A 19020-nucleotide genomic window follows, 5' to 3' on the forward strand; every position below is an offset into this window, starting at 1 on the left:
ATTGCTTCATCTGTGAAACGCTGATGGATTCCAGATGTTTCAGTCAGCCCTGTTCGACGCGATTCCTGCCGTTTTCCTTGGCGCGATACAACGCCTGATCGGCCCGCTTGAGGGCGACATCGCTGCGCTCGCCAGTCCGGAAGGCGGTTACGCCCATGGACACCGTGATCGTTACCCGCTCGCCCTTGAAGTGGAACGGGCAAAGCTCGACGGCGGCCCGCAGTTCATCAAGCAGCGTCAGTGCGATCGATACGTGGGTGGCGGGCAAGAGCATGACGAACTCTTCGCCCCCGAACCGTGCCAGGAAGTCAGTGGAACGCATGCGCTTTTTCAGAACACTGGCGACGATCTTCAGCACTTTGTCGCCTGCCAGATGCCCGTAACCATCGTTGATCCGCTTGAAGTGATCCAGGTCCAGAATGCAGACCAGCAGGTTGGTCTTGTCCTGTTGCCACAGCGCCACTTCCTTCTCAAGGCGCTCCCCCCACGCCGCTCTGTTGGGCAGGCTGGTGAGGGGGTCGATCAGTGCTTTTTGCCGTTGCTCTTCAAGGTGGCTCCTGAAGCCCAGGGCTTCCTGCTCCATGCTCGCGACACGAGTGGCGAGGCCTTGCAGGCGTAAGGCTACTTCCTGCTCCCGCTCGTCCCGTTTGCGCTGGTAATGGTCCATGGTGCTGAGCAAGCCTTCCAGCCGGTTGTCGAGCACTTGCTTGAGGCTGGTCAGGTCGGAAGCGTCCTGGACACTGCTCTGCAAGCCGCCGACCTGCTCGCGCAACTGATCGTTCAGGTCGCGAGCGGTGGACTGATTCTCCGCATGGTCCTCGCTGGCAGCCTGCAGATGGCTCTGAAACGACTCCAGTCGTTCGTTGAGTTGCTTGAGATAGATCCCGAACTCTTGCTGGCCACCGTTATTGATGGCCAGCATCAAGACGGCCAGATCGTCGAGGATCGGTAGCAGTTCGTACCAGTTGAGCCCGTGTTTCAGGCGTAACTGCATGTCTTCGACTTGCGGGCGATGGTGCTCGGATAAGGTCAGGTCCTTGAGTAACCCCAGCAAGGTGTCTTCGATATGCGTTGCAACCGAGCTGTAGCTCGGCTCTGGAGAGTACGGCAGGGAATAGTTCGGGTCCCCTTCGCTGCCTTCTTCCTCGGTCGGTTCATCGTCGGCTTCTGCGCTATCGCTCTCGACGGGTGCCTGCACAACCGGAACATGCTCGTAAGGAACAGCAGGCGTTGGCGTAATCAGCTCTTGCGGTGGAACCGGCACGGGTGAAGGTGTTGTTTTTGCGGCAGGCACAGGCGCAATGGCTGCCATTTCAACGGGCGGCGGCGCTTCGGGTGCGGGCTCAACCACTGGTGCGGGAGCGGGAGCCTCTACTTTTTGCTCGGCTTTTGGTGCCTCAAGCTCAACCTTGGGTGCTGGTGCTGGTGCTGGTGCTGGTTGCGAAGGCTGTGCCGGTGTTGGCGCGGGCGCAGATTGTTGCTCGCTAACGCTTTCATGCTCTGGCGCGGTGGCAGGTGCAGACGGATGAGCTGGCTGAGCGTCTTCCGGGCCATGAGCCCCATCGCTCGACTCTTCACGAGTACCGAACAGGCGTTGCAGGATTCCGGGGCGAGGGCCTTCTTCGTGTTTTTCGAGCAAGGTCAGCGCCTTGCCCTGCAAGCCACTCAACTCGCTCAGCAGCAACGGCAATTCCCGAGCCTGGGCGGCGCGGTCTTCAAGATCCTTGGCAAAGCGCTTGAGGGGTTTGCGTACCTCGCGGGGCAGCGGCAAGGATTGCAGTTGGGTTACCAGTGCATTCAAGGCGCTGCTGATCTGCCCGACCCGCACTTCGCGACGTTGCTCGGAATCCAGCACTGCCTTTTCAAGGCGCGGTATCAGAGCGGCCAAGCCTGCATCCATGTCGTCCTTGCGCACGATTTCGCGCATTTCCTTCATGCATTCGTCGACAGAGCGGTCAGTACCTTCCGCCGCGAGACTACTGCGGACCAGACCCCGGCGCAGCAAGTCGAGCCGGGCGTTCCAGCGTTCCGCCAGTCTGTCCTGCTGCTCGATACCCTTGAGATACTTCTCTTTCCAGCGCTCGGCTTCTTCGCTCATTCAAGGGGTCCACCAGAAAGCACGGGTAGCGAGTCCCCACACAGCGAAGCAGGCAGGCGAATCTCCACAGCAACGGGCAGGTGATCGGAAATGGGTTGGGCCAGTACCTGAACACGTTCGAGCGTCAGTGTCGGGCTGAGCAGAATATGATCGAGGCAGCGCTGTGGCCGCCAGCTGGGAAAGGTTGCCTCGACCTGCGGTGCCAGAAGACCAAGATCGCGCAGCGGCGAATGCTCCAGCAAGTCGTTGGCATGGGTGTTCATGTCGCCCATGAGGATCTGGTGGCGATAACCGCCAATCAGTTCCCGGATATAGGCCAGTTGCCGTACACGAGTGCGTGGCCCAAGGGCCAGATGCATCATGACCACCACCAGCGCGTCCTCGCCTTCCCCGAAACGGACAAGAATGGCACCGCGTCCGGCAGGTCCGGGCAATGGGTGATCTTCGATCTTGCCGGGACGCAGGCGGCTGAGCACGCCATTGCTGTGCTGGCCCAGACGACCCAGGTTGCGATTGAGCTGCTGATACCAGTAGGGAAAGGAACCGAGATGGGCCAGATGTTCGACCTGATTGATGAAGCCGGAGCGCAGGCTGCCGCCATCGGCTTCCTGCAACGCCACCAGATCGAAATCGTTGAGAAGATCGCCGATCTTCTGCAGATTGCCCGCACGTCCACCGTGGGGCAGCAGATGTTGCCAGCCGCGTGTCAGGTAGTGCCGGTAACGCTCGGTGCTGATACCGACCTGGATGTTGAAGCTAAGCAACCGAAGCCGGCCATCGGCTGGCAGTCCGCTTTGCAGCAGATGGTGTTCGTTGACCTGCGGATCATGCAGGCCAACGACTCGCTCCGTGCCCTTGCCCCAGCGGCGCATGGCGAACGGCTCTTACTTGCTTGCCTGGGCGGCCGCTCGCTCTTTGGCGATCAGCTGGTCAGCAACTTCCAGAGTCGCTTCCGGGCCACCGGAGCTGCCCAGGTCGAAACGGTATTTACCGTTAACGATCATGGTCGGTACGCCGGTCACTTCGTACTTCTTGGCCAGTTCCTTGTACTGGGCAATCTTGCCTTTCACTGCGAAGGAGTTGAAGGTTTCGAGGAACTTGGCTTTGTCGATACCCTGAGTGGCGACGAAATCAGCCATGTCTTCCGGCTTGGTCAGAGGCTTGCGGTCTTTCTGGATTGCGTTGAATACAGCCGCGTGAACCTTGTGCTCTACGCCCATGGTGTCCAGGGTGATGAACAGTTGGCCGTGGGCATCCCAGGCGCCGCCGAACATTGCCGGGATACGGACGAAATTGACGTCCTCAGGCAGTTTTTCAGCCCATGGGTTGATGGTCGGCTCGAATGCATAGCAGTGCGGGCAGCCATACCAGAACAACTCTACTACTTCGATCTTGCCTGGCTCGGAAACAGGCACAGCGCTGTTCAATACAACATATTGCTTACCAGCTTCGATGGGTGCGGCAGCCTGGGCGGACATACCGAACAGGCTGGCGGCAACCAGAGCGGCGCTGATGATCAGATTACGCATGCTTTACTCCTGAGCAGATTGAGTCGCCTTGAAGCGACGGTTTTTCGACCAGCCACCAAGGCGTGAGTTCTTAGTGTAACGCTGGCGATCAAAAAAAAGGGCAGCCCGGGCCACCCTTTTTACATGTGTCATGAAGCACGTCACGTCTGAACCGCAGATTGCCTGCACGAATGCCTGTGAATCGATCAGTGCAAACCCTGGATATATTGCGCCAGAGCCTCGATATCCTTGTTGCTCAGCTTGGCCGCGATAGAGCGCATGACCATGGTGTCACCATCATTGACCCGATCGCCTTCGCGGAATGCAGTCAATTGTTTCTTGATGTAATCGGCGTGCTGGCCACCCAGATGTGGATAACCGGCCGGAGCATTGCCGGTGCCGTCAGGTGAGTGACAGCCGGTGCAGGCTGGCATGCCCTGATCCAGCTTTCCGCCGCGGAACAGTGCTTCGCCGCGGGCTACCAGACTGGCGTCGGCTGCACCAATGCTGCCTTTCTGGCTGGCGTAATAGGCGGAGATGTCCGCAAGGTCCTGATCGTTGAACGGAGTCAGCAATCCGGTCATTTCCAGTACCGGTCGCTTGCCATCCTTGATCTCGTGCAACTGCTTGAGCAGGTAGCGCTGGCCCTGGCCTGCCAGTTTCGGGAAGTTGGGAGCCAGGCTGTTGCCATCAGGTCCATGACAGGCACCACACACGGCTGCCTTTGCCTGACCGGCAGCCGCATCACCGGTGACGTCGGCTGCCTGGGTCGCCCCACAGATGCCAAGCGTCAACAGCAGACTCACGAATAATTTGTTCATCAGGTAATCCAGATCGGCTAATGGTGAAAAGTCAGGTAGCAGGTGATTTGCTCATCTCCAGGATGACGGTTCGCAAATGCTGACTACTGCGGTCCTTGTACATTTCACGCGCGGCATAGTTACGATCCTGGCAAAAGTGGCTCCAACAGGCTGTGTGAAAACTACTGCGCTCGATCATGCAGCGTTGAAAACAGGCTCGGAATGCTCATTTACAACATGTAAACTCCGCTTCCTCGCCTGTTTTCGCCTTGCCTGATCTTCGCTCGCTACGTTTTCACACGGCCTGCCAAAACCCTCTTGCGCAGTAAAAACCTTTCAGGTTGAAAGCGGACTGCGTTCTAATGCGCATATTAGTTCTCGCTTCGGTGTTCTTCCCCCGCTGCCGGGGAATTCACACACAAAATTTGCGGCATTATATACTCGCGCTACCCAAACGGAAACGACACCTCTTGCCGCACCCCTTGCAGGCAAGGCTTTCACCGGAAATCACATGCAACTCAAGAACCCCATCCTCGGCCTGTGCCAACAGTCCACGTTCATGCTCAGCGCCGCCAAGGTCGATCAGTGCCCTGATGACGAAGGCTATGAAGTCGCGTTTGCCGGGCGTTCCAACGCGGGCAAGTCCAGCGCGCTCAATACGCTGACCCACGCCAGCCTGGCGCGCACCTCGAAAACGCCGGGGCGCACGCAACTGCTGAACTTCTTCAAGCTCGATGACGACCGCCGTCTGGTGGACCTGCCCGGCTACGGCTACGCCAAAGTGCCGATCCCGCTCAAGCAACACTGGCAGCGTCACCTGGAAGCCTATCTGGGCAGCCGCGAAAGCCTGAAGGGCCTGATTCTGATGATGGACATCCGTCATCCAATGACCGACTTCGACATCCTGATGCTGGACTGGGCAATCGCCAGTCAGATGCCGATGCATGTCCTGCTGACCAAGGCTGACAAACTGACCTACGGCGCAGCCAAGAACACGCTGCTCAAGGTTCAGTCGCAGATCCGCAAGGGCTGGGGCGAAGCGGTCACCATCCAGCTGTTCTCGGCACCAAAGCGCATGGGCCTGGAAGAAGCCTATACCGTTCTGGCCGACTGGATGGAGCTGGAAGACAAAGCGCCTGCCGAAGGGTAAATCGCAGGCAAAAAAAACCCCGGACTTCATATGGGGAGGGGGGAAGTTCGGGGTTCAAGGTCCAGACCCTTAGGGTGGGATCCGGATATCTGCCAACACTTAACACAACTAGGAGCATGACGGGTTTCTCAACCAGTCGAAATCTCTGACTCGCAGCTGGCCGGTTAAGTTCCCGGCCAGCCGAAAAGTTCATGCAGGCAGGGCGATCAGTGCGCCTCGTCCCAGTTGTTGCCCACACCCACTTCAACCAGCAACGGCACGGCCAGTTGCGCAGCGCCGCTCATGTGCGGGCGAATCTGCTCGCTGATCTGCTCGACCAGATCCTCGCGCACTTCCAGTACCAGTTCGTCGTGAACCTGCAGGATGACGCGGGCGTCGAGACGCGACTCTTCCAGCCAGCTGTTCACCGCAACCATGGCCTTCTTGATGATGTCGGCGGCGGTGCCCTGCATCGGCGCGTTGATCGCCGTGCGCTCGGCCCCGGCGCGTTTCATGCCGTTGTCGGAGTTGATGTCCGGAAGATAGAGGCGACGCCCGAAGAAGGTTTCGACATAGCCTTGCTCCTTGGCCTTCTCGCGAGTGCGCTCCATGTATTCCCGCACGCCAGGGTAACGAGCGAAGTAACGTTCGATATACGCCTTGGCCTGCTTGCCATCGACACCGATCTGCCGGGCCAGGCCTGATGCACCCATCCCATAGATAAGCCCGAAGTTGATGGCCTTGGCGCTGCGGCGCTGATCGTTGGTGACCTCATCCAGCTCGACGCCGAAAACCTCGGCCGCCGTCGCACGGTGTACGTCCAGGCCATTGCGGAAGGCATCCAGCAACCCTTCGTCGCTGGCCAGGTGCGCCATGATCCGCAATTCGATCTGCGAATAGTCCGCTGCCAGCAGTTTGTAACCCGGCTGGGCAATGAACGCCTGACGAATCCTGCGCCCTTCTGCTGTGCGCACCGGGATGTTCTGCAGGTTGGGTTCGCTGGACGAGAACCGTCCCGTTGCGGCGCCCGCCTGGTTATAGGACGTGTGAACGCGACCGGTTCTCGGGTTGATCTGCCCTGGAAGGCTGTCGGTGTAGGTGCTTTTCAGCTTGCTGATCGAGCGGTACTGCAACAGCAAGGTAGGAAGCTCATGGCCTTGCTCGGCCAGCTTGACCAGCACATCTTCCGAGGTCGAAGGCTTGCCCGTGGGCGTCTTGCCCAGAATCGGCAGCTCCAGTTTTTCATAAAGGATTTTCCCGAGCTGGGTCGGGGAGCCCAGGTTGAACTCCTCGCCTGCCAGAACAAAAGCCTGACGCTCCAGTTCGACTATGGTGTTGCCCAGCTCGACACTTTGAATGCCGAGCAGATTGGCATCCACTTTCGCGCCTTCGCGCTCGATCTTCGCCAGTACCGGCACCAGCGGCATTTCGATTTCGGTCAGAACGCGGGACAGCGCAGGCTCGGCTTCCAGCTTTGCAAAAAGAGTCTGGTGCAGACGCAAGGTCACGTCTGCATCTTCAGCCGCATAAGGGCCGGCCTGCTCCAGAGCTATCTGGTCGAACGTCAGCTGCTTCTTGCCTTTACCGGCGATGTCTTCAAAGCTGGTGGTCTGGTGACCGAGATACTTCAGCGCCAGGCTGTCCATGTTGTGGGCAGTGGCTACGGAATTCAGTACGTAGGATTCCAGCATGGTGTCGAAGGCAACGCCTCGCACGGTAATGCCATTTTCCTGATCGCCACCGATGGCGCAGTTGGCCAGGATGTTCATGTCGAACTTGGCGTTCTGCCCGACCTTCAGGATGGCCGGGTCTTCCAGCAGCGGCTTGAGCGCCAGCAGTACGGTGTCGCGATCCAGTTGATCCGGCACGCCCATGTAGGAATGGGTCAGCGGGATGTAGGCGGCTTCACCGGCCTTGACGGCGAACGAGAGGCCGACCAGTTGCGCCTGCTGGGCATCCAGACCGGTGGCTTCGGTATCGAAGGCGATCAGGCTGGCGGTGCGCAGTTTTTCCAGCCAGACGTCGAAGCGGGCCTGATCGAGGACGGTTTCGTAGTGCAGCTCGATTTCGGAGGCGACTTCTTCCTTGACGATTTCCACACCGGCGCGCTTGGCTTGTCGTTGCAGATCCTCGAGCCAGCTCTTGAACTCAAGCTCGGTATAAAGCTCGGTGAGCTTTTCCAGATCCGGCTCGCCCACCTGCAATTCGTCGAGGGTGATATCCAGCGGCACATCGACCTTGATGGTCGCCAGCTCATAGGACAGAAACGCCATGTCGCGATGCTCTTCGAGCTTGGGTGCCATGGTCTTGGCTCCCCGGAACGCCATGCCCGCGACCAGATCGAGGTTTTCATACAGCTCTTTCAAACCGCCGCCGACACCCACCAGCAGGCCTACGGCGGTTTTTTCGCCTACGCCGGGAACGCCGGGAATGTTGTCGACTTTATCGCCCATCAGGGCCAGATAATCGATGATGTGCTCAGGACCGACGCCGAATTTCTCTTTCACGCCAGGGACATCCAGCACGCTACCGGTCATGGTATTGACCAGCGTAATGTGGCCGTCGACCAGTTGCGCCATGTCCTTGTCGCCGGTGGAGATGATCACGGGTCGGTCCGCCGCCGCACTGCTGCGCGCCAGAGTGCCGATCACGTCGTCAGCTTCGACACCTTCCACGCACAGCAGCGGGTAACCCAGGCCTTTGACGCAGGCATGCAGCAGGTCGACCTGAACGCGCAGATCGTCCGGCATGCTTGGGCGGTTGGCTTTGTACTCGGCGAACAGATCGTCCCGGAACGTCCCGCCCTTGGCATCGAAAACCACCGCGAAGGGGCTTTTCGGGTATTGCCGGCGCAGGCTCTTGAGCATGTTCAGCACACCCTTGACCGCACCTGTCGGCAAACCTTTGGACGTGGTGAGAGGTGGCAGCGCATGGAAGGCGCGGTACAGGTAAGAAGAACCGTCCACCAGGACGAGGGGCGCTTGGCTCATGAGCAGAATCAACCTTTTCGGCGGGGTCGGCGCTAGAATGCGAGGACCATTGACGACAAAGGGACAAGGTTATCATGCGCACGGCAAATCGACTGTTGTTGGCTGGGCTGTTGGTATTTTGTCCCCTGGTGATTGCAGCCGAGGATTCTCCTGCGGACGCTCCAGACGTTACCATTCGCACCGACGGCGACAAGACCATTCAGGAGTACCGTCAGAACGGATTTCTTTATGCGGTGAAAATCACGCCCAAGAACGGAAAACCTTACTTTCTTGTGCGTGCCGATGGTACGAGTCCCAATTTCATCCGTTCGGACCAACCGGACATGCTGATCCCTCAATGGGAAATATTCAGCTGGTAACACCCTAAATTCACTTAATTTTGCTGGCAGTCCTGATATGTCCGTTTTTACCCCACTGGCTCGGCCCGAGCTGGAAACATTTCTTGCCCCGTACGGGCTCGGCCGTTTGCTCGACTTTCAAGGCATTGCCGCTGGTAGTGAAAACACCAATTACTTCATCAGCCTGGAACAGGGCGAGTTCGTCCTGACCCTAGTCGAGCGGGGACCGATTCAGGATTTGCCGTTCTTCATCGAGCTGCTGGACGTACTGCACGACGCCGACCTGCCGGTGCCTTACGCGCTGCGCACCACCGACGGTCAGGCGCTGCGAGAGCTGGCGGAAAAACCGGCGCTGCTGCAACCGCGCCTGCCGGGCAAGCACATCAGCGAGCCCAACACCCAGCATTGCGTGCAGATCGGCGAACTGCTGGGCAACCTGCATCTGGCGACTCGCGCCAATGTTCTGGAGCGCAAGACCGATCGCGGCCTGGACTGGATGCTCAGCGAGGGCACGAATTTCCTTTCGCACCTGGGCGAGCCGCAAAGAACGCTGCTGGAAAATGCCTTGCAGGAGATTGAAGAGCTCAAGCCGCAGATCATGGCGTTGCCTCGCGCCAACCTGCACGCCGACCTGTTCCGCGACAATGCCCTGTTTGAAGGCACGCACCTGACCGGGCTGATCGACTTTTACAACGCCTGCTCCGGCCCGATGCTCTACGACCTGGCCATTGCGCTGAACGACTGGTGTTCGCTGGAAGACGGCCAGATCGATCCGGTACGCGCAAGAGCCCTGCTGGGTGCCTACGCCGCCTTGCGACCGTTCACCGCCAGTGAAACAAAACTCTGGGCAACCATGCTGCGCGTGGGTTGCGTGCGCTTCTGGCTGTCACGCCTGATCGCGGCTGAGTCCTTTGCCGGACAGGACGTACTGATCCATGACCCGGCAGAGTTCGAGAAGCGCCTGGCACAGCGCCAGGATGTTCACCTGCCGTTGCCGTTTGCCTTGTAAACGGGTTGTTCGCGAATGAGTTCGCTTTCACCAAAAAACACAACATCATGAATTAAATGAAGTTTCTGTAGGAGCGAATTTATTCGCGAGAGGCCGGTACATCCCCAGCAAATGCATCGTCTGGAATGACGTCTCGCGAATGAATTCGCTCCTACGCCGGTAGGAGCAACTGTCATTCGCAAGCGCTACAAACCCTCCAGGCATCCCGCCAGATCATCACCCAGCTTCTGTAACACCTGCTCATAACCCTGAGCCGTGGCCGGTGTATAGCCGCCCAGCGCATCCAGTTCAGCCAGTTTCACCGGCAAGCCCGCCGTCAGGGTTTCGGCCAGGCGCGGACGCAATGGCGGCTCGCTGAACACGCAGGTCTTGCCCACTTCCTTCAAGCGTTCACGCATGGCGGCGACGTGCTGGGCACCCGGCTGGATCTCGGCGGCGACACTGAACACGCCGGTGTGCTTGAGCCCATAAGCTTCCTCGAAGTAGTCGAAGGCTTCGTGGAAGACGAAATACGGCTTGCCCGCCACAGCGCTGACGCGGCTCTTGATCCGGGTATCCAGGGCATCGAGACGTTTGGCGAAGGCTTGGGCATTGCTCTTGTAGCGAGCGGCGTTGTCCGGGTCGGCGGCGCTGAGGTCTGCCGCCATCTTCGCGGCAATCACCCGGGCGTTGAACGAGGACAGCCACAGGTGCGAGTCCAGGCTGCCGGGACGGTGATCATGGTCGTGCTCTTCTACGCCATGGTCATGATCGTGATCGTCATGTGAGGCATTGTCTGCCTCGAAATGACGCAAATGCATGCCAAGCAAACTTTGCACAGCAACCGCTGGCAGTTTGCGGCCCTGAATGACACGCGGGAGGAAGCTTTCCATGTCCGGGCCGATCCAGTAGAGCAGTTCGACCTCGTTCACACGCCGTACGTCGGATGGGCGCAAGGCATAGTGGTGAGGCGATGCGCCGGGCGGCAAAAGCACCTCGGGTGTACCCACGCCATCCTGTACGGCAGCCGCAATCAGCTGCAATGGCTTGATGCTGGTCAGGACCCGAACCTCGGCCTGGGCGGGGGCGGCAGCCAGCCAACTGGCCGACAAAACGACAAAAAGGTTAAAAAGACGGCGCACTTGAACCACTCATATAAGACAGGAACGGGTAACATAATAACGTCTCTAGCAAATATCGTCGCCGCTCATGCCTATTACACCGCTGGCCAGCCGTCCTCATGATCACTCACATTGTGTGCATTCCGCGCTCACAGAAGCCGATGCGCTGTGCGCCAGCAAAGGTCTGCGCCTGACGACGCTGCGTCGTCGTGTGCTGGAACTGGTCTGGCAAAGTCACAAGCCGCTGGGTGCCTACGACATCCTTGCCGTGCTGAGCGATGAAGACGGTCGCCGCGCCGCGCCGCCTACCGTTTACCGGGCGCTGGATTTCCTTCTGGAAAACGGCCTGGTACATCGTATTGCCTCGCTCAACGCCTTTACCGGCTGCAACCACCCGACCCACGCGCATCAGGGCCAGTTCCTGATCTGCCGCGAGTGCCACGCCGCCATTGAATTGCAGCACGCTTCCATCAGCGATGCCGTGGTCAATGCTGCCAAAGAAGTCGGTTTTCAGGTTGAAGGCCAGACCGTTGAAATCGTCGGCATCTGTTCCGGCTGCAAGGCTGCCTGATGAGTAATGCGTTGATTCGCCTGGAGCAGGTGGCTGTCACGCTGGCCGGGCAAAACGTTCTGCACAACATTCAGTTGAATGTCAGCCCTGGCGAAATCGTCACCCTGATCGGCCCCAATGGCGCCGGCAAGACGACGCTGGTGCGTGCCGTGCTGGGGCTGCTCAAGCCGGATGCCGGTTCGGTCTGGCGCAAGCCCGGCTTGCGAGTGGGCTACATGCCGCAAAAGCTGCATGTGGACCAGACCCTGCCGCTCTCGGTGCTGCGCTTTCTGCGGCTGGTGCCGGGCGTTGATCGTTCGGCGGCTCTGGCTGCGTTGCAGGAAGTCGGTGCCGAAAAAGTCATCGACAGCCCGCTTCAGGGCATATCCGGCGGTGAGATGCAGCGTGTCCTGCTGGCCCGTGCCTTGTTGCGCGAACCTGAACTGCTGGTCCTTGATGAACCGGTGCAGGGTGTCGACGTGGCCGGTCAGGCCGAGCTCTACAGCCTGATTACCCGTTTGCGGGATCGTCACGGTTGCGGCGTGTTGATGGTTTCCCATGACCTGCATCTGGTGATGAGCACCACCGATCAGGTGGTGTGCCTGAACCGTCACGTCTGCTGCTCCGGCCACCCGGAACAGGTCAGCAACGATCCGGCGTTTGTCGAACTGTTCGGCAAGAATGCGCAAAGCCTGGCGATCTATCACCACCATCACGACCATGCCCATGACCTGCATGGCGAAGTCGTGAGCGGCGATGCAGCACCCGCGTCACCCACTCACACCCATGTCCATGGAGACAACTGCAAGCATGGCTGATTTTCTTCTCTACGCCTTGCTCGCAGGCCTGGCCTTGGCAGTGGTCGCGGGGCCTCTCGGGTCGTTCGTGGTCTGGCGGCGCATGGCGTATTTTGGCGACACCCTTTCACACGCCGCCTTGCTGGGCGTGGCGCTGGGCTTTCTGCTGGACGTCAGCCCGACGATTGCCGTGACGGTGGGTTGTCTGCTGCTGGCGGTCCTGCTGGTCACGCTGCAACAGCGTCAGCCCTTGGCTTCGGACACGCTGCTGGGGATTCTCGCACCAAGCACCTTGTCACTTGGGCTGGTGGTCCTGAGCTTCATGCATGAAGTCCGTATCGACCTGATGGCTTATCTGTTCGGTGACCTGCTGGCGATCAGCCCGACGGATCTGGCCTGGATTCTGGGCGGCAGCGCACTGGTTCTGGTGCTGATCGTCTGCCTGTGGCGACCGTTACTGGCGGTGACCGTGCATGAGGAGCTGGCCAAGGTCGAAGGCCTGCCGGTAGCCTCGTTACGCATGACGCTGATGCTGCTGATTGCCGTGGTGATTGCCGTTGCCATGAAAATCGTCGGAGTTCTGCTGATCACGTCGCTGTTGATCATTCCCGCTGCTGCGGCACAACGTCACGCCCGGTCGCCGGAACAAATGGCGCTCGGCGCAAGCCTTATTGGCGTGACGGCTGTGTGTATTGGGCTATCGTTGTCATGGTTCAAGGACACCCCGGCCGGACCGTCTATTGTGGTATCCGCTGCGGCTCTGTTCTTGCTCAGCTTTGTTCTCCCCAAGCGAGCGGTGTAGACTTGCTCGTTTTTTGCGCAACTTAGAGAATCGCAGGAATGAAGCCGCTCGCCTCCCGTTATCTGCTGCTTTTCGCATTTTCCATCCTGTTGGGTGCCTGCCAGAGTGCCCCGACCGTTGAAACGCCTGTGGCCGAAGCTCAGCCAGACGGGTTCGCTCAGCTGGAGCAAAGCATTACCAGCAATGAATTGGCGACTGCTGAAGAGCAATTGGCAACCTTGCAGGCAGCAGCACCTACCGACATTCGGCTGGAACCCTTCCAGCGTCGACTGGCCGAAGCCTACTTGAGCCGCAGCCAGATCGGCCTGCAGAAAGGCGACATGAATGCCGCTGCTGCCGCTCTGAGCCGCGCTCGTGCGCTGATGCCCAAGGCACCGGCGCTGACCAGCGGGGTTAATGGCGCCATTGCCCATGCCCGCAAGGCCGAGCTGGAAAAAGCCGAAGCTGAATTGCTCGCAGCTGAAGCCAGGCGCGTTGCGAAGTTGATCGACCCGGACGCCGAAAGCACCACCATCGATTTGAAAATCGGTGACATGCCGCAATTGCGTCGCCAACTGGATGCCATTGCCGCCGATACCGTGGCGTTCAATTGCGAAGTCCTGTTGCAGGTTCCACGCACCGACGATTACCCATGGCTGGCGACTCTGCTGACCAAGCGGGTGGTCAAGATCAATCCTGACTTTGAGTTGGAGCTGCGCCGTCAGATCGAGCGCAATGAGTCAGCGCAGATTGTCTTGACCCCGGCCAAGCCTGTTCCCGAAAAAGGGGGGCGCCGCTTTTTCCCCCAATCCCAACCAGGGCGGGCAAGCCTTGGCTTTTGGGTCTTCCTCCCCTACCCGATGCTGGGCGATTGCCTTGAAGAACGCATCGTATGAGCTGCCAGCCACAACCAGCAATCCGGCATCCTGATCCAGATGCAGCAGATCCAGCAGCGCCTTGGCATCACTGGCCAGCGCGATGGCCTTGAGGTGTTTGTAGGCTTCCAGCACGAAATGCAAGGCAACCCCGTCAGTGCTCAAGGCTTTTATCGAGTCCTTGCCGCCGGGGATGAATACCGCATCGAACGCCACTGACGGCAGGCCTTCCATCGACGCATCCACCGGCAGGCTCTTGCCATCGGCAGTCACTACGGGAGCAGATGTCGGCCCCAGCACTTTGCCGTGGGCGCCTTCGGCCTGCAGAGCCGCTTTCAAGGCCTCGACGGCTTTTGCGTCCACGCCATTGGCTACCAGAATGGCGACCTTGCGTGAAGCGATGTCGCCCGACAGCAGGTTGGCCTGGCTCAGTGCTGGAGACTGCTTGATAGACGAAGCTCTGGCTGCCACGGTTCCGGCTTTTGGCGCAGGCAGGCCGAGGTTCTGCGCAACGCGACCCGCCAGCTCCAGATCGATGTTGGCCAGAATCTCGTTCACTGTGCGTGCCCGGATATATTCACGTTCCACCTTGCCCAGTTCGAAACTGTAAGCCGAGATGATGTGTTCTTTCTCGTGCTTGCTCATGCTCTGGAAGAACAGCGTGGCCTGGGAGAAGTGATCGCCAAAGGACTCGCTGCGCTCACGTATCTTGTGCGCATCGATGCGTTCCGGGTACGACTCGAAACCACCGTCCTCTGCTGCGACAGGGGTTTCCTTTGGCCAGCCACCATCAATGGAGTTCGGCTCGTAGGACGTACGGCCCTTGTGGATCGTCGTGCGATGTTGCGCATCGCGCTGCCCGTTGTGGTTGGGCGCGACCGGCCGGTTGATCGGGATCTCGTGGAAGTTCGGCCCGCCCAGGCGGCTGATCTGGGTGTCGGTGTAGGAGAACAGCCGGCCTTGCAGCAGCGGGTCATTGGAGAAGTCGATGCCGGGCACGATATGACCGGGGCAGAAGGCAACCTGCTCGGTCTCGGCAAAGAAGTTGTCCGGGTTGCGGTTGAGCACCATCTTGCCCAAGGGGGTCACTGGCACCAGTTCTTCGGGAATGATTTTGGTAGGGTCCAGCAGGTCGAAGTCGAAGGCGTGTTCATCTTCTTCGGCCACGATCTGTACGCCCAGCTCCCACTCGGGGTAGTCGCCCGTCTCAATGGATTCCCACAGGTCCCGGCGATGGAAGTCGGTGTCCTTGCCGGCCAGCTTCTGGGCTTCATCCCAGACCAGCGAGCAAACGCCGTACTTGGGTTTCCAGTGAAACTTCACGAAGGTCGATTTGCCTTCGGTATTGATCAGGCGAAAGGTGTGAACGCCGAAGCCCTGCATGGTGCGCAGGCTTTTCGGAATGGCGCGGTCGGACATGGTCCACAGCACCATGTGCGCCGACTCCGGCACCAGCGATACGAAATCCCAGAAGGTGTCGTGCGCCGAACCGCCGGTTGGAATCTCGTTATGAGGTTCTGGCTTCACGGCATGCACGAAGTCCGGAAACTTGATGGCATCCTGAATGAAAAACACCGGCATGTTGTTGCCAACCAGGTCGAAATTGCCTTCATCGGTGTAGAACTTGACCGCAAAGCCGCGTACATCCCGTACCGTATCGCCCGATCCCCGTGGCCCTTGCACGGTAGAGAAACGCACGAATACCGGGGTTTTCTTCCCCGGATCGCGAAGGAAGCCGGCCTTGCTCAAGGTGGCGTGATCGTCATAGCTCTGGAAATAACCATGCGCCGCAGTACCCCGCGCATGAACGATCCGTTCCGGAATACGCTCATGGTCAAAGTGGGTGATTTTCTCGCGCATGATGAAGTCTTCCAGCAGCGAAGGACCCCGGCTGCCGGTTTTCAGCGTGTTCTGGTTATCGGCGATCCTGACGCCCTGATTGGTGCGTAGCGCCTGCTTCGTGGCATCGGAGCGGAACGGTTCGAGGCTTTCCAGTTTCTCGTTGGTGTTGCCTCGATCAAGGGTGTCGGTTCCTGCCAGTTCGCTTTTGGGTGTATTACTTACAGGCGGCTTTTTCGGGCTAGACATCGGGTGCGTCTCCTCATTCCCTGGCCCTGACTTCATGTCGGGCTCTTTGATCCAGTTCCCTTGGCAAGCCACGGGAATCACGGTGTTAAAGGAGTGACCTGTCTGGCAAAGTGCCGTTCAGTAAATTTTCCGGTCAATGGAACCACCGGTCGCGTTATGCCAATTGAGCATGAGTGCTGGCAAATAAATGCTAAGCAGTGCTTTGCGGACAGGCTAAAATGCGCGCCCGGCTTACCCCGCCGAGGTAACGAAGCAAGTGACTGTCTTGTCACTGCGCTGATTTTTTAACGCGCCCCCACAAGGTTCGCTCCGTGATCGAGTTTCATAACGTCCACAAAACCTATCGGGTTGCAGGCAAGGATATTCCGGCCTTGCATCCCACCAGCCTGCGTGTCGAAGACGGCCAGGTATACGGCCTGATCGGCCATTCCGGCGCTGGCAAAAGTACTTTGCTGCGCCTGATCAACCGCCTTGAAACCCCGAGTGGCGGGCAGATAGTGGTCGACGGCGAAGATGTCACGGCACTGGACGCCAACGGCCTTCGGCGTTTCCGTCAGCAGGTCGGGATGATTTTCCAGCACTTCAACCTGCTGTCCTCCAAGACCGTTGCCGACAACGTGGCCATGCCGCTGACACTGGCGGGCAATATGTCCCGCGACCAGATCGATCAGCGAGTGGCCGAGCTGCTGGAGCGTGTCGGTCTGTCCGACCATGCCCGCAAGTACCCGGCGCAACTTTCCGGCGGCCAGAAGCAGCGCGTCGGCATTGCCCGCGCCCTGGCGACCAAGCCCAAGATCCTGTTGTGCGATGAAGCCACCAGCGCTCTGGACCCACAGACCACTGCGTCGGTGTTGCAGTTGCTGGCCGAGATCAATCGCGAGCTGAAACTGACCATCGTGCTCATCACCCATGAAATGGACGTGATCCGCCGTGTCTGCGATCAGGTGGCCGTGATGGACGCCGGTGTGATCGTCGAGCAGGGCAATGTGGCCGATGTGTTTCTGCACCCGCAGCATCCGACCACCAAGCGCTTCGTCCAGGAGGATGAGCAGGTCGACGAGAACGAGCAGCGCGACGACTTTGCCCATGTGCAGGGCCGTATCGTACGCCTGACCTTCCAGGGCGATGCCACTTACGCGCCATTGCTGGGTACCGTCGCCCGGGAAACCGGCGTGGACTACAGCATCCTGGCGGGCCGTATCGACCGCATCAAGGACACACCATACGGGCAACTGACGCTGGCCATCACTGGCGGCGACATGGAAGCCGCCTTCGCCCGCTTCACCGCCGCTGACGTTCATATGGAGGTGCTGCGCTGATGGACGCTTTCCTGAATCTGTTTTCCAACGTCGACTGGTATGAAATCTGGGTCGCCAGCGGTGACACCCTGATCATGCTCAGTGTTTCGCTGGGCTTCACCATCCTGTTGGGCCTGCCTCTGGGCGTGCTGATGTTCCTGACGTCGCCGCGCCAGTTGCTGGAGCACAAGCAGCTGTATGCGACGGTCGGGCTGATCGTCAACATGCTGCGCGCCCTGCCCTTCATCATCCTGCTGATCGTGATGATGCCGCTGACCGAAATCATCACCGGCACATCGCTGGGTATTCTCGGCACGCTGCCGCCGCTGATTGCTGGTGCTACGCCATTCTTCGCCCGTCTGGTGGAAACTGCCCTGCGCGAAGTGGACAAAGGCATCATCGAAGCGACCCAGGCCATGGGCGCCACTACCCGGCAGATCATCCTCAAGGCACTGCTGCCCGAGGCTCGTCCCGGCATTCTGGCCGCCATTACCGTGACCGCCATTGCGCTGGTGTCCTTCACGGCCATGGCCGGTGCCGTGGGTGCTGGCGGGCTGGGTGATCTGGCAATCCGCTATGGTTATCAGCGCTTCCAGAACGACGTGATGTTCGTGACGGTCGTATTGCTGCTGGTGCTGGTGCAGATCCTGCAAACCGTTGGCGACAAGCTGGTCGCGCACTTCACCCATCGTTAACCGAATTTGTTGGTTGGGCCTGCTTGGTGCGGGCCTCATAAAAGGAGCTGTTGCATGAAAAAACTATTGGCCGTATTTGCCGCCGTTACAGCATTGTCTGCGCAGGCCAACGAAACCCTGAGCATCGCCGCGACCGCTGTGCCGCAGGCCGAGATTCTGGAGTTCATCAAGCCAACACTGGCCAAGGAAGGCGTGGACCTGAAAATCAAGGTCTTCACCGACTACATCCAGCCGAACGTACAGGTTGCCGAAAAGCGCCTGGACGCCAACTTCTTCCAGCACCAGCCGTACCTGGATGAGTTCAACAAGGGCAAGGGCACCAATCTGGTTACCGTTGCCAAGGTCCACGTAGAACCGTTCGGCGCTTACTCGGACAAGTTCAAGAAACTGGAAGACCTGCCAAACGGCGCAACCGTCGCGCTGCCAAACGATGCCACCAACGAAGGCCGTGCTTTCCTGTTGCTGGCCAAGGCCGGTCTGATCACCCTCAAGGACCCGACCAGCATCCTGGCTACGCCTAAAGACGTTGCGAGCAACCCGAAGAACCTGAAGTTCCGTGAGCTGGAAGCTGCAACCCTGCCGCGCGTGCTGACCCAGGTCGATCTGGCGTTGATTAACACCAACTACGCGCTGGGTGCCAAGCTCGATCCAACCAAGGATGCGCTGGTGATCGAAGGTGCTGAATCGCCTTACGCCAACATTCTGGTTGCCCGCCCGGACAACAAGGATTCGGACGCCATCAAGAAACTGGCTGCTGCGCTGAACACCCCTGAAGTGAAAGCGTTCCTGGTCGAGAAGTACAAAGGCGCTGTGGTTCCGGCGTTCTAAAACCGGAATCCTGTGGGAGATCACCCGCTGCCCAAACAGGTAGGAGCGCGCTTGCCCGCGACCGAGTGCGAAGCGCTCGCAAAATCTACGACTGCTACGCAGCCGGTCGCGGGCAAGCGCGCTCCTACAAATTCCA

General features: G+C 59.3%; 15 protein-coding genes and 2 pseudogenes. 10 read left to right on the top strand and 7 right to left on the bottom strand.

The features are described 5' to 3' along the window. Positions 1 to 43: 43 nt before the first annotated feature. The 4 genes from K5D32_RS09995 to K5D32_RS10010 form a co-directional block, all read right to left on the bottom strand. Positions 44 to 2098 carry a GGDEF domain-containing protein gene (locus tag K5D32_RS09995; protein ID WP_221600123.1) on the bottom strand — a complete coding sequence of 685 codons (2055 nt, stop codon included), beginning with the start codon at positions 2096 to 2098 and terminating at the stop codon, positions 44 to 46. Beyond that, on the bottom strand, positions 2095 to 2970 hold the full coding sequence (locus K5D32_RS10000) for an endonuclease/exonuclease/phosphatase family protein (RefSeq protein ID WP_025257803.1): 876 nt from the start codon (positions 2968 to 2970) through the stop codon (positions 2095 to 2097). Before K5D32_RS10000 ends, K5D32_RS09995 begins: the two co-directional genes overlap by 4 nt. A gap of 12 nt (positions 2971 to 2982) precedes the next feature. After that, on the bottom strand, positions 2983 to 3627 hold the full coding sequence (locus tag K5D32_RS10005; protein WP_221575318.1) for a thiol:disulfide interchange protein DsbA/DsbL: 645 nt from the start codon (positions 3625 to 3627) through the stop codon (positions 2983 to 2985). Between the two features lie 185 nt (positions 3628 to 3812). Further along, entirely contained in the window at positions 3813 to 4427 is a 615-nt protein-coding gene (locus K5D32_RS10010; protein WP_221575319.1) for a cytochrome c, read from the bottom strand. A gap of 490 nt (positions 4428 to 4917) precedes the next feature. On the opposite strand from K5D32_RS10010, the gene yihA reads away from it, so the two are divergent. After that, positions 4918 to 5556 carry a ribosome biogenesis GTP-binding protein YihA/YsxC gene (yihA, locus tag K5D32_RS10015; RefSeq protein ID WP_025257806.1) on the top strand — a complete coding sequence of 213 codons (639 nt, stop codon included), beginning with the start codon at positions 4918 to 4920 and terminating at the stop codon, positions 5554 to 5556. 206 nt (positions 5557 to 5762) lie between these two features. Here yihA and polA read toward each other — a convergent pair whose 3' ends face one another. After that, on the bottom strand, positions 5763 to 8525 hold the full coding sequence (gene polA / locus K5D32_RS10020; protein ID WP_221600125.1) for a DNA polymerase I: 2763 nt from the start codon (positions 8523 to 8525) through the stop codon (positions 5763 to 5765). Positions 8526 to 8599: 74 nt separating this feature from the next. Here polA and K5D32_RS10025 point away from each other — a divergent pair, with 74 nt between their 5' ends. Both K5D32_RS10025 and K5D32_RS10030 read left to right on the top strand, forming a co-directional pair. Continuing rightward, positions 8600 to 8884, top strand: a complete 285-nt coding sequence (locus K5D32_RS10025; protein ID WP_025257808.1) for a DUF2782 domain-containing protein — start codon at positions 8600 to 8602, stop codon at positions 8882 to 8884. 37 nt (positions 8885 to 8921) lie between these two features. Then, positions 8922 to 9872, top strand: coding sequence for a homoserine kinase (locus tag K5D32_RS10030; protein ID WP_221575321.1), 951 nt, complete (start codon positions 8922 to 8924; stop codon positions 9870 to 9872). A gap of 185 nt (positions 9873 to 10057) precedes the next feature. Here the strand turns inward: K5D32_RS10030 and znuA are convergent, their stop codons facing one another. After that, positions 10058 to 10993, bottom strand: a complete 936-nt coding sequence (gene znuA / locus K5D32_RS10035) for a zinc ABC transporter substrate-binding protein ZnuA (RefSeq protein ID WP_221600127.1) — start codon at positions 10991 to 10993, stop codon at positions 10058 to 10060. Between the two features lie 67 nt (positions 10994 to 11060). Between znuA and K5D32_RS10040 the strand changes: the two genes are divergently transcribed. The 4 genes and pseudogenes from K5D32_RS10040 to K5D32_RS10055 form a co-directional block, all read left to right on the top strand. Beyond that, positions 11061 to 11543, top strand: a complete 483-nt coding sequence (locus K5D32_RS10040) for a Fur family transcriptional regulator (RefSeq protein WP_117163896.1) — start codon at positions 11061 to 11063, stop codon at positions 11541 to 11543. Continuing rightward, complete coding sequence (gene znuC / locus K5D32_RS10045) at positions 11543 to 12340, top strand: zinc ABC transporter ATP-binding protein ZnuC (protein ID WP_221600129.1); 798 nt, start codon at positions 11543 to 11545, stop codon at positions 12338 to 12340. The genes K5D32_RS10040 and znuC overlap by 1 nt, the downstream gene beginning before the upstream one ends. Further along, a complete protein-coding gene (znuB, locus tag K5D32_RS10050) occupies positions 12333 to 13121 on the top strand; it encodes a zinc ABC transporter permease subunit ZnuB (protein WP_221575324.1) in 789 nt (262 codons plus the stop codon). The genes znuC and znuB overlap by 8 nt, the downstream gene beginning before the upstream one ends. A gap of 38 nt (positions 13122 to 13159) precedes the next feature. Next, positions 13160 to 13870: pseudogene (locus K5D32_RS10055) on the top strand (PA5502 family lipoprotein); the annotation flags it as partial. A 51-nt stretch (positions 13871 to 13921) separates the two neighbouring features. On the opposite strand, the pseudogene katE reads toward K5D32_RS10055, so the two are convergent. Then, positions 13922 to 16063, bottom strand: a pseudogene (gene katE, locus K5D32_RS10060) (catalase HPII); the annotation flags it as partial. Between the two features lie 311 nt (positions 16064 to 16374). On the opposite strand from katE, the gene K5D32_RS10065 reads away from it, so the two are divergent. The 3 genes from K5D32_RS10065 to K5D32_RS10075 are packed head-to-tail and all read left to right on the top strand — an operon-like array spanning position 16375 to position 18884. Further along, a complete protein-coding gene (locus K5D32_RS10065; RefSeq protein ID WP_025257816.1) occupies positions 16375 to 17382 on the top strand; it encodes a methionine ABC transporter ATP-binding protein in 1008 nt (335 codons plus the stop codon). Continuing rightward, positions 17382 to 18056 carry a methionine ABC transporter permease gene (locus K5D32_RS10070; RefSeq protein WP_221575327.1) on the top strand — a complete coding sequence of 225 codons (675 nt, stop codon included), beginning with the start codon at positions 17382 to 17384 and terminating at the stop codon, positions 18054 to 18056. Before K5D32_RS10065 ends, K5D32_RS10070 begins: the two co-directional genes overlap by 1 nt. A 54-nt stretch (positions 18057 to 18110) precedes the next feature. Continuing rightward, the gene (locus tag K5D32_RS10075; RefSeq protein WP_221600133.1) at positions 18111 to 18884 is read left to right on the top strand and encodes a MetQ/NlpA family ABC transporter substrate-binding protein; all 774 of its coding nucleotides are present in this window, start codon (positions 18111 to 18113) and stop codon (positions 18882 to 18884) included. Positions 18885 to 19020: the final 136 nt, after the last annotated feature.

The sequence above is a fragment of the Pseudomonas cichorii genome (assembly GCF_019719005.1).
Taxonomy (GTDB): Bacteria; Pseudomonadota; Gammaproteobacteria; order Pseudomonadales; family Pseudomonadaceae; genus Aquipseudomonas; species Aquipseudomonas cichorii_E.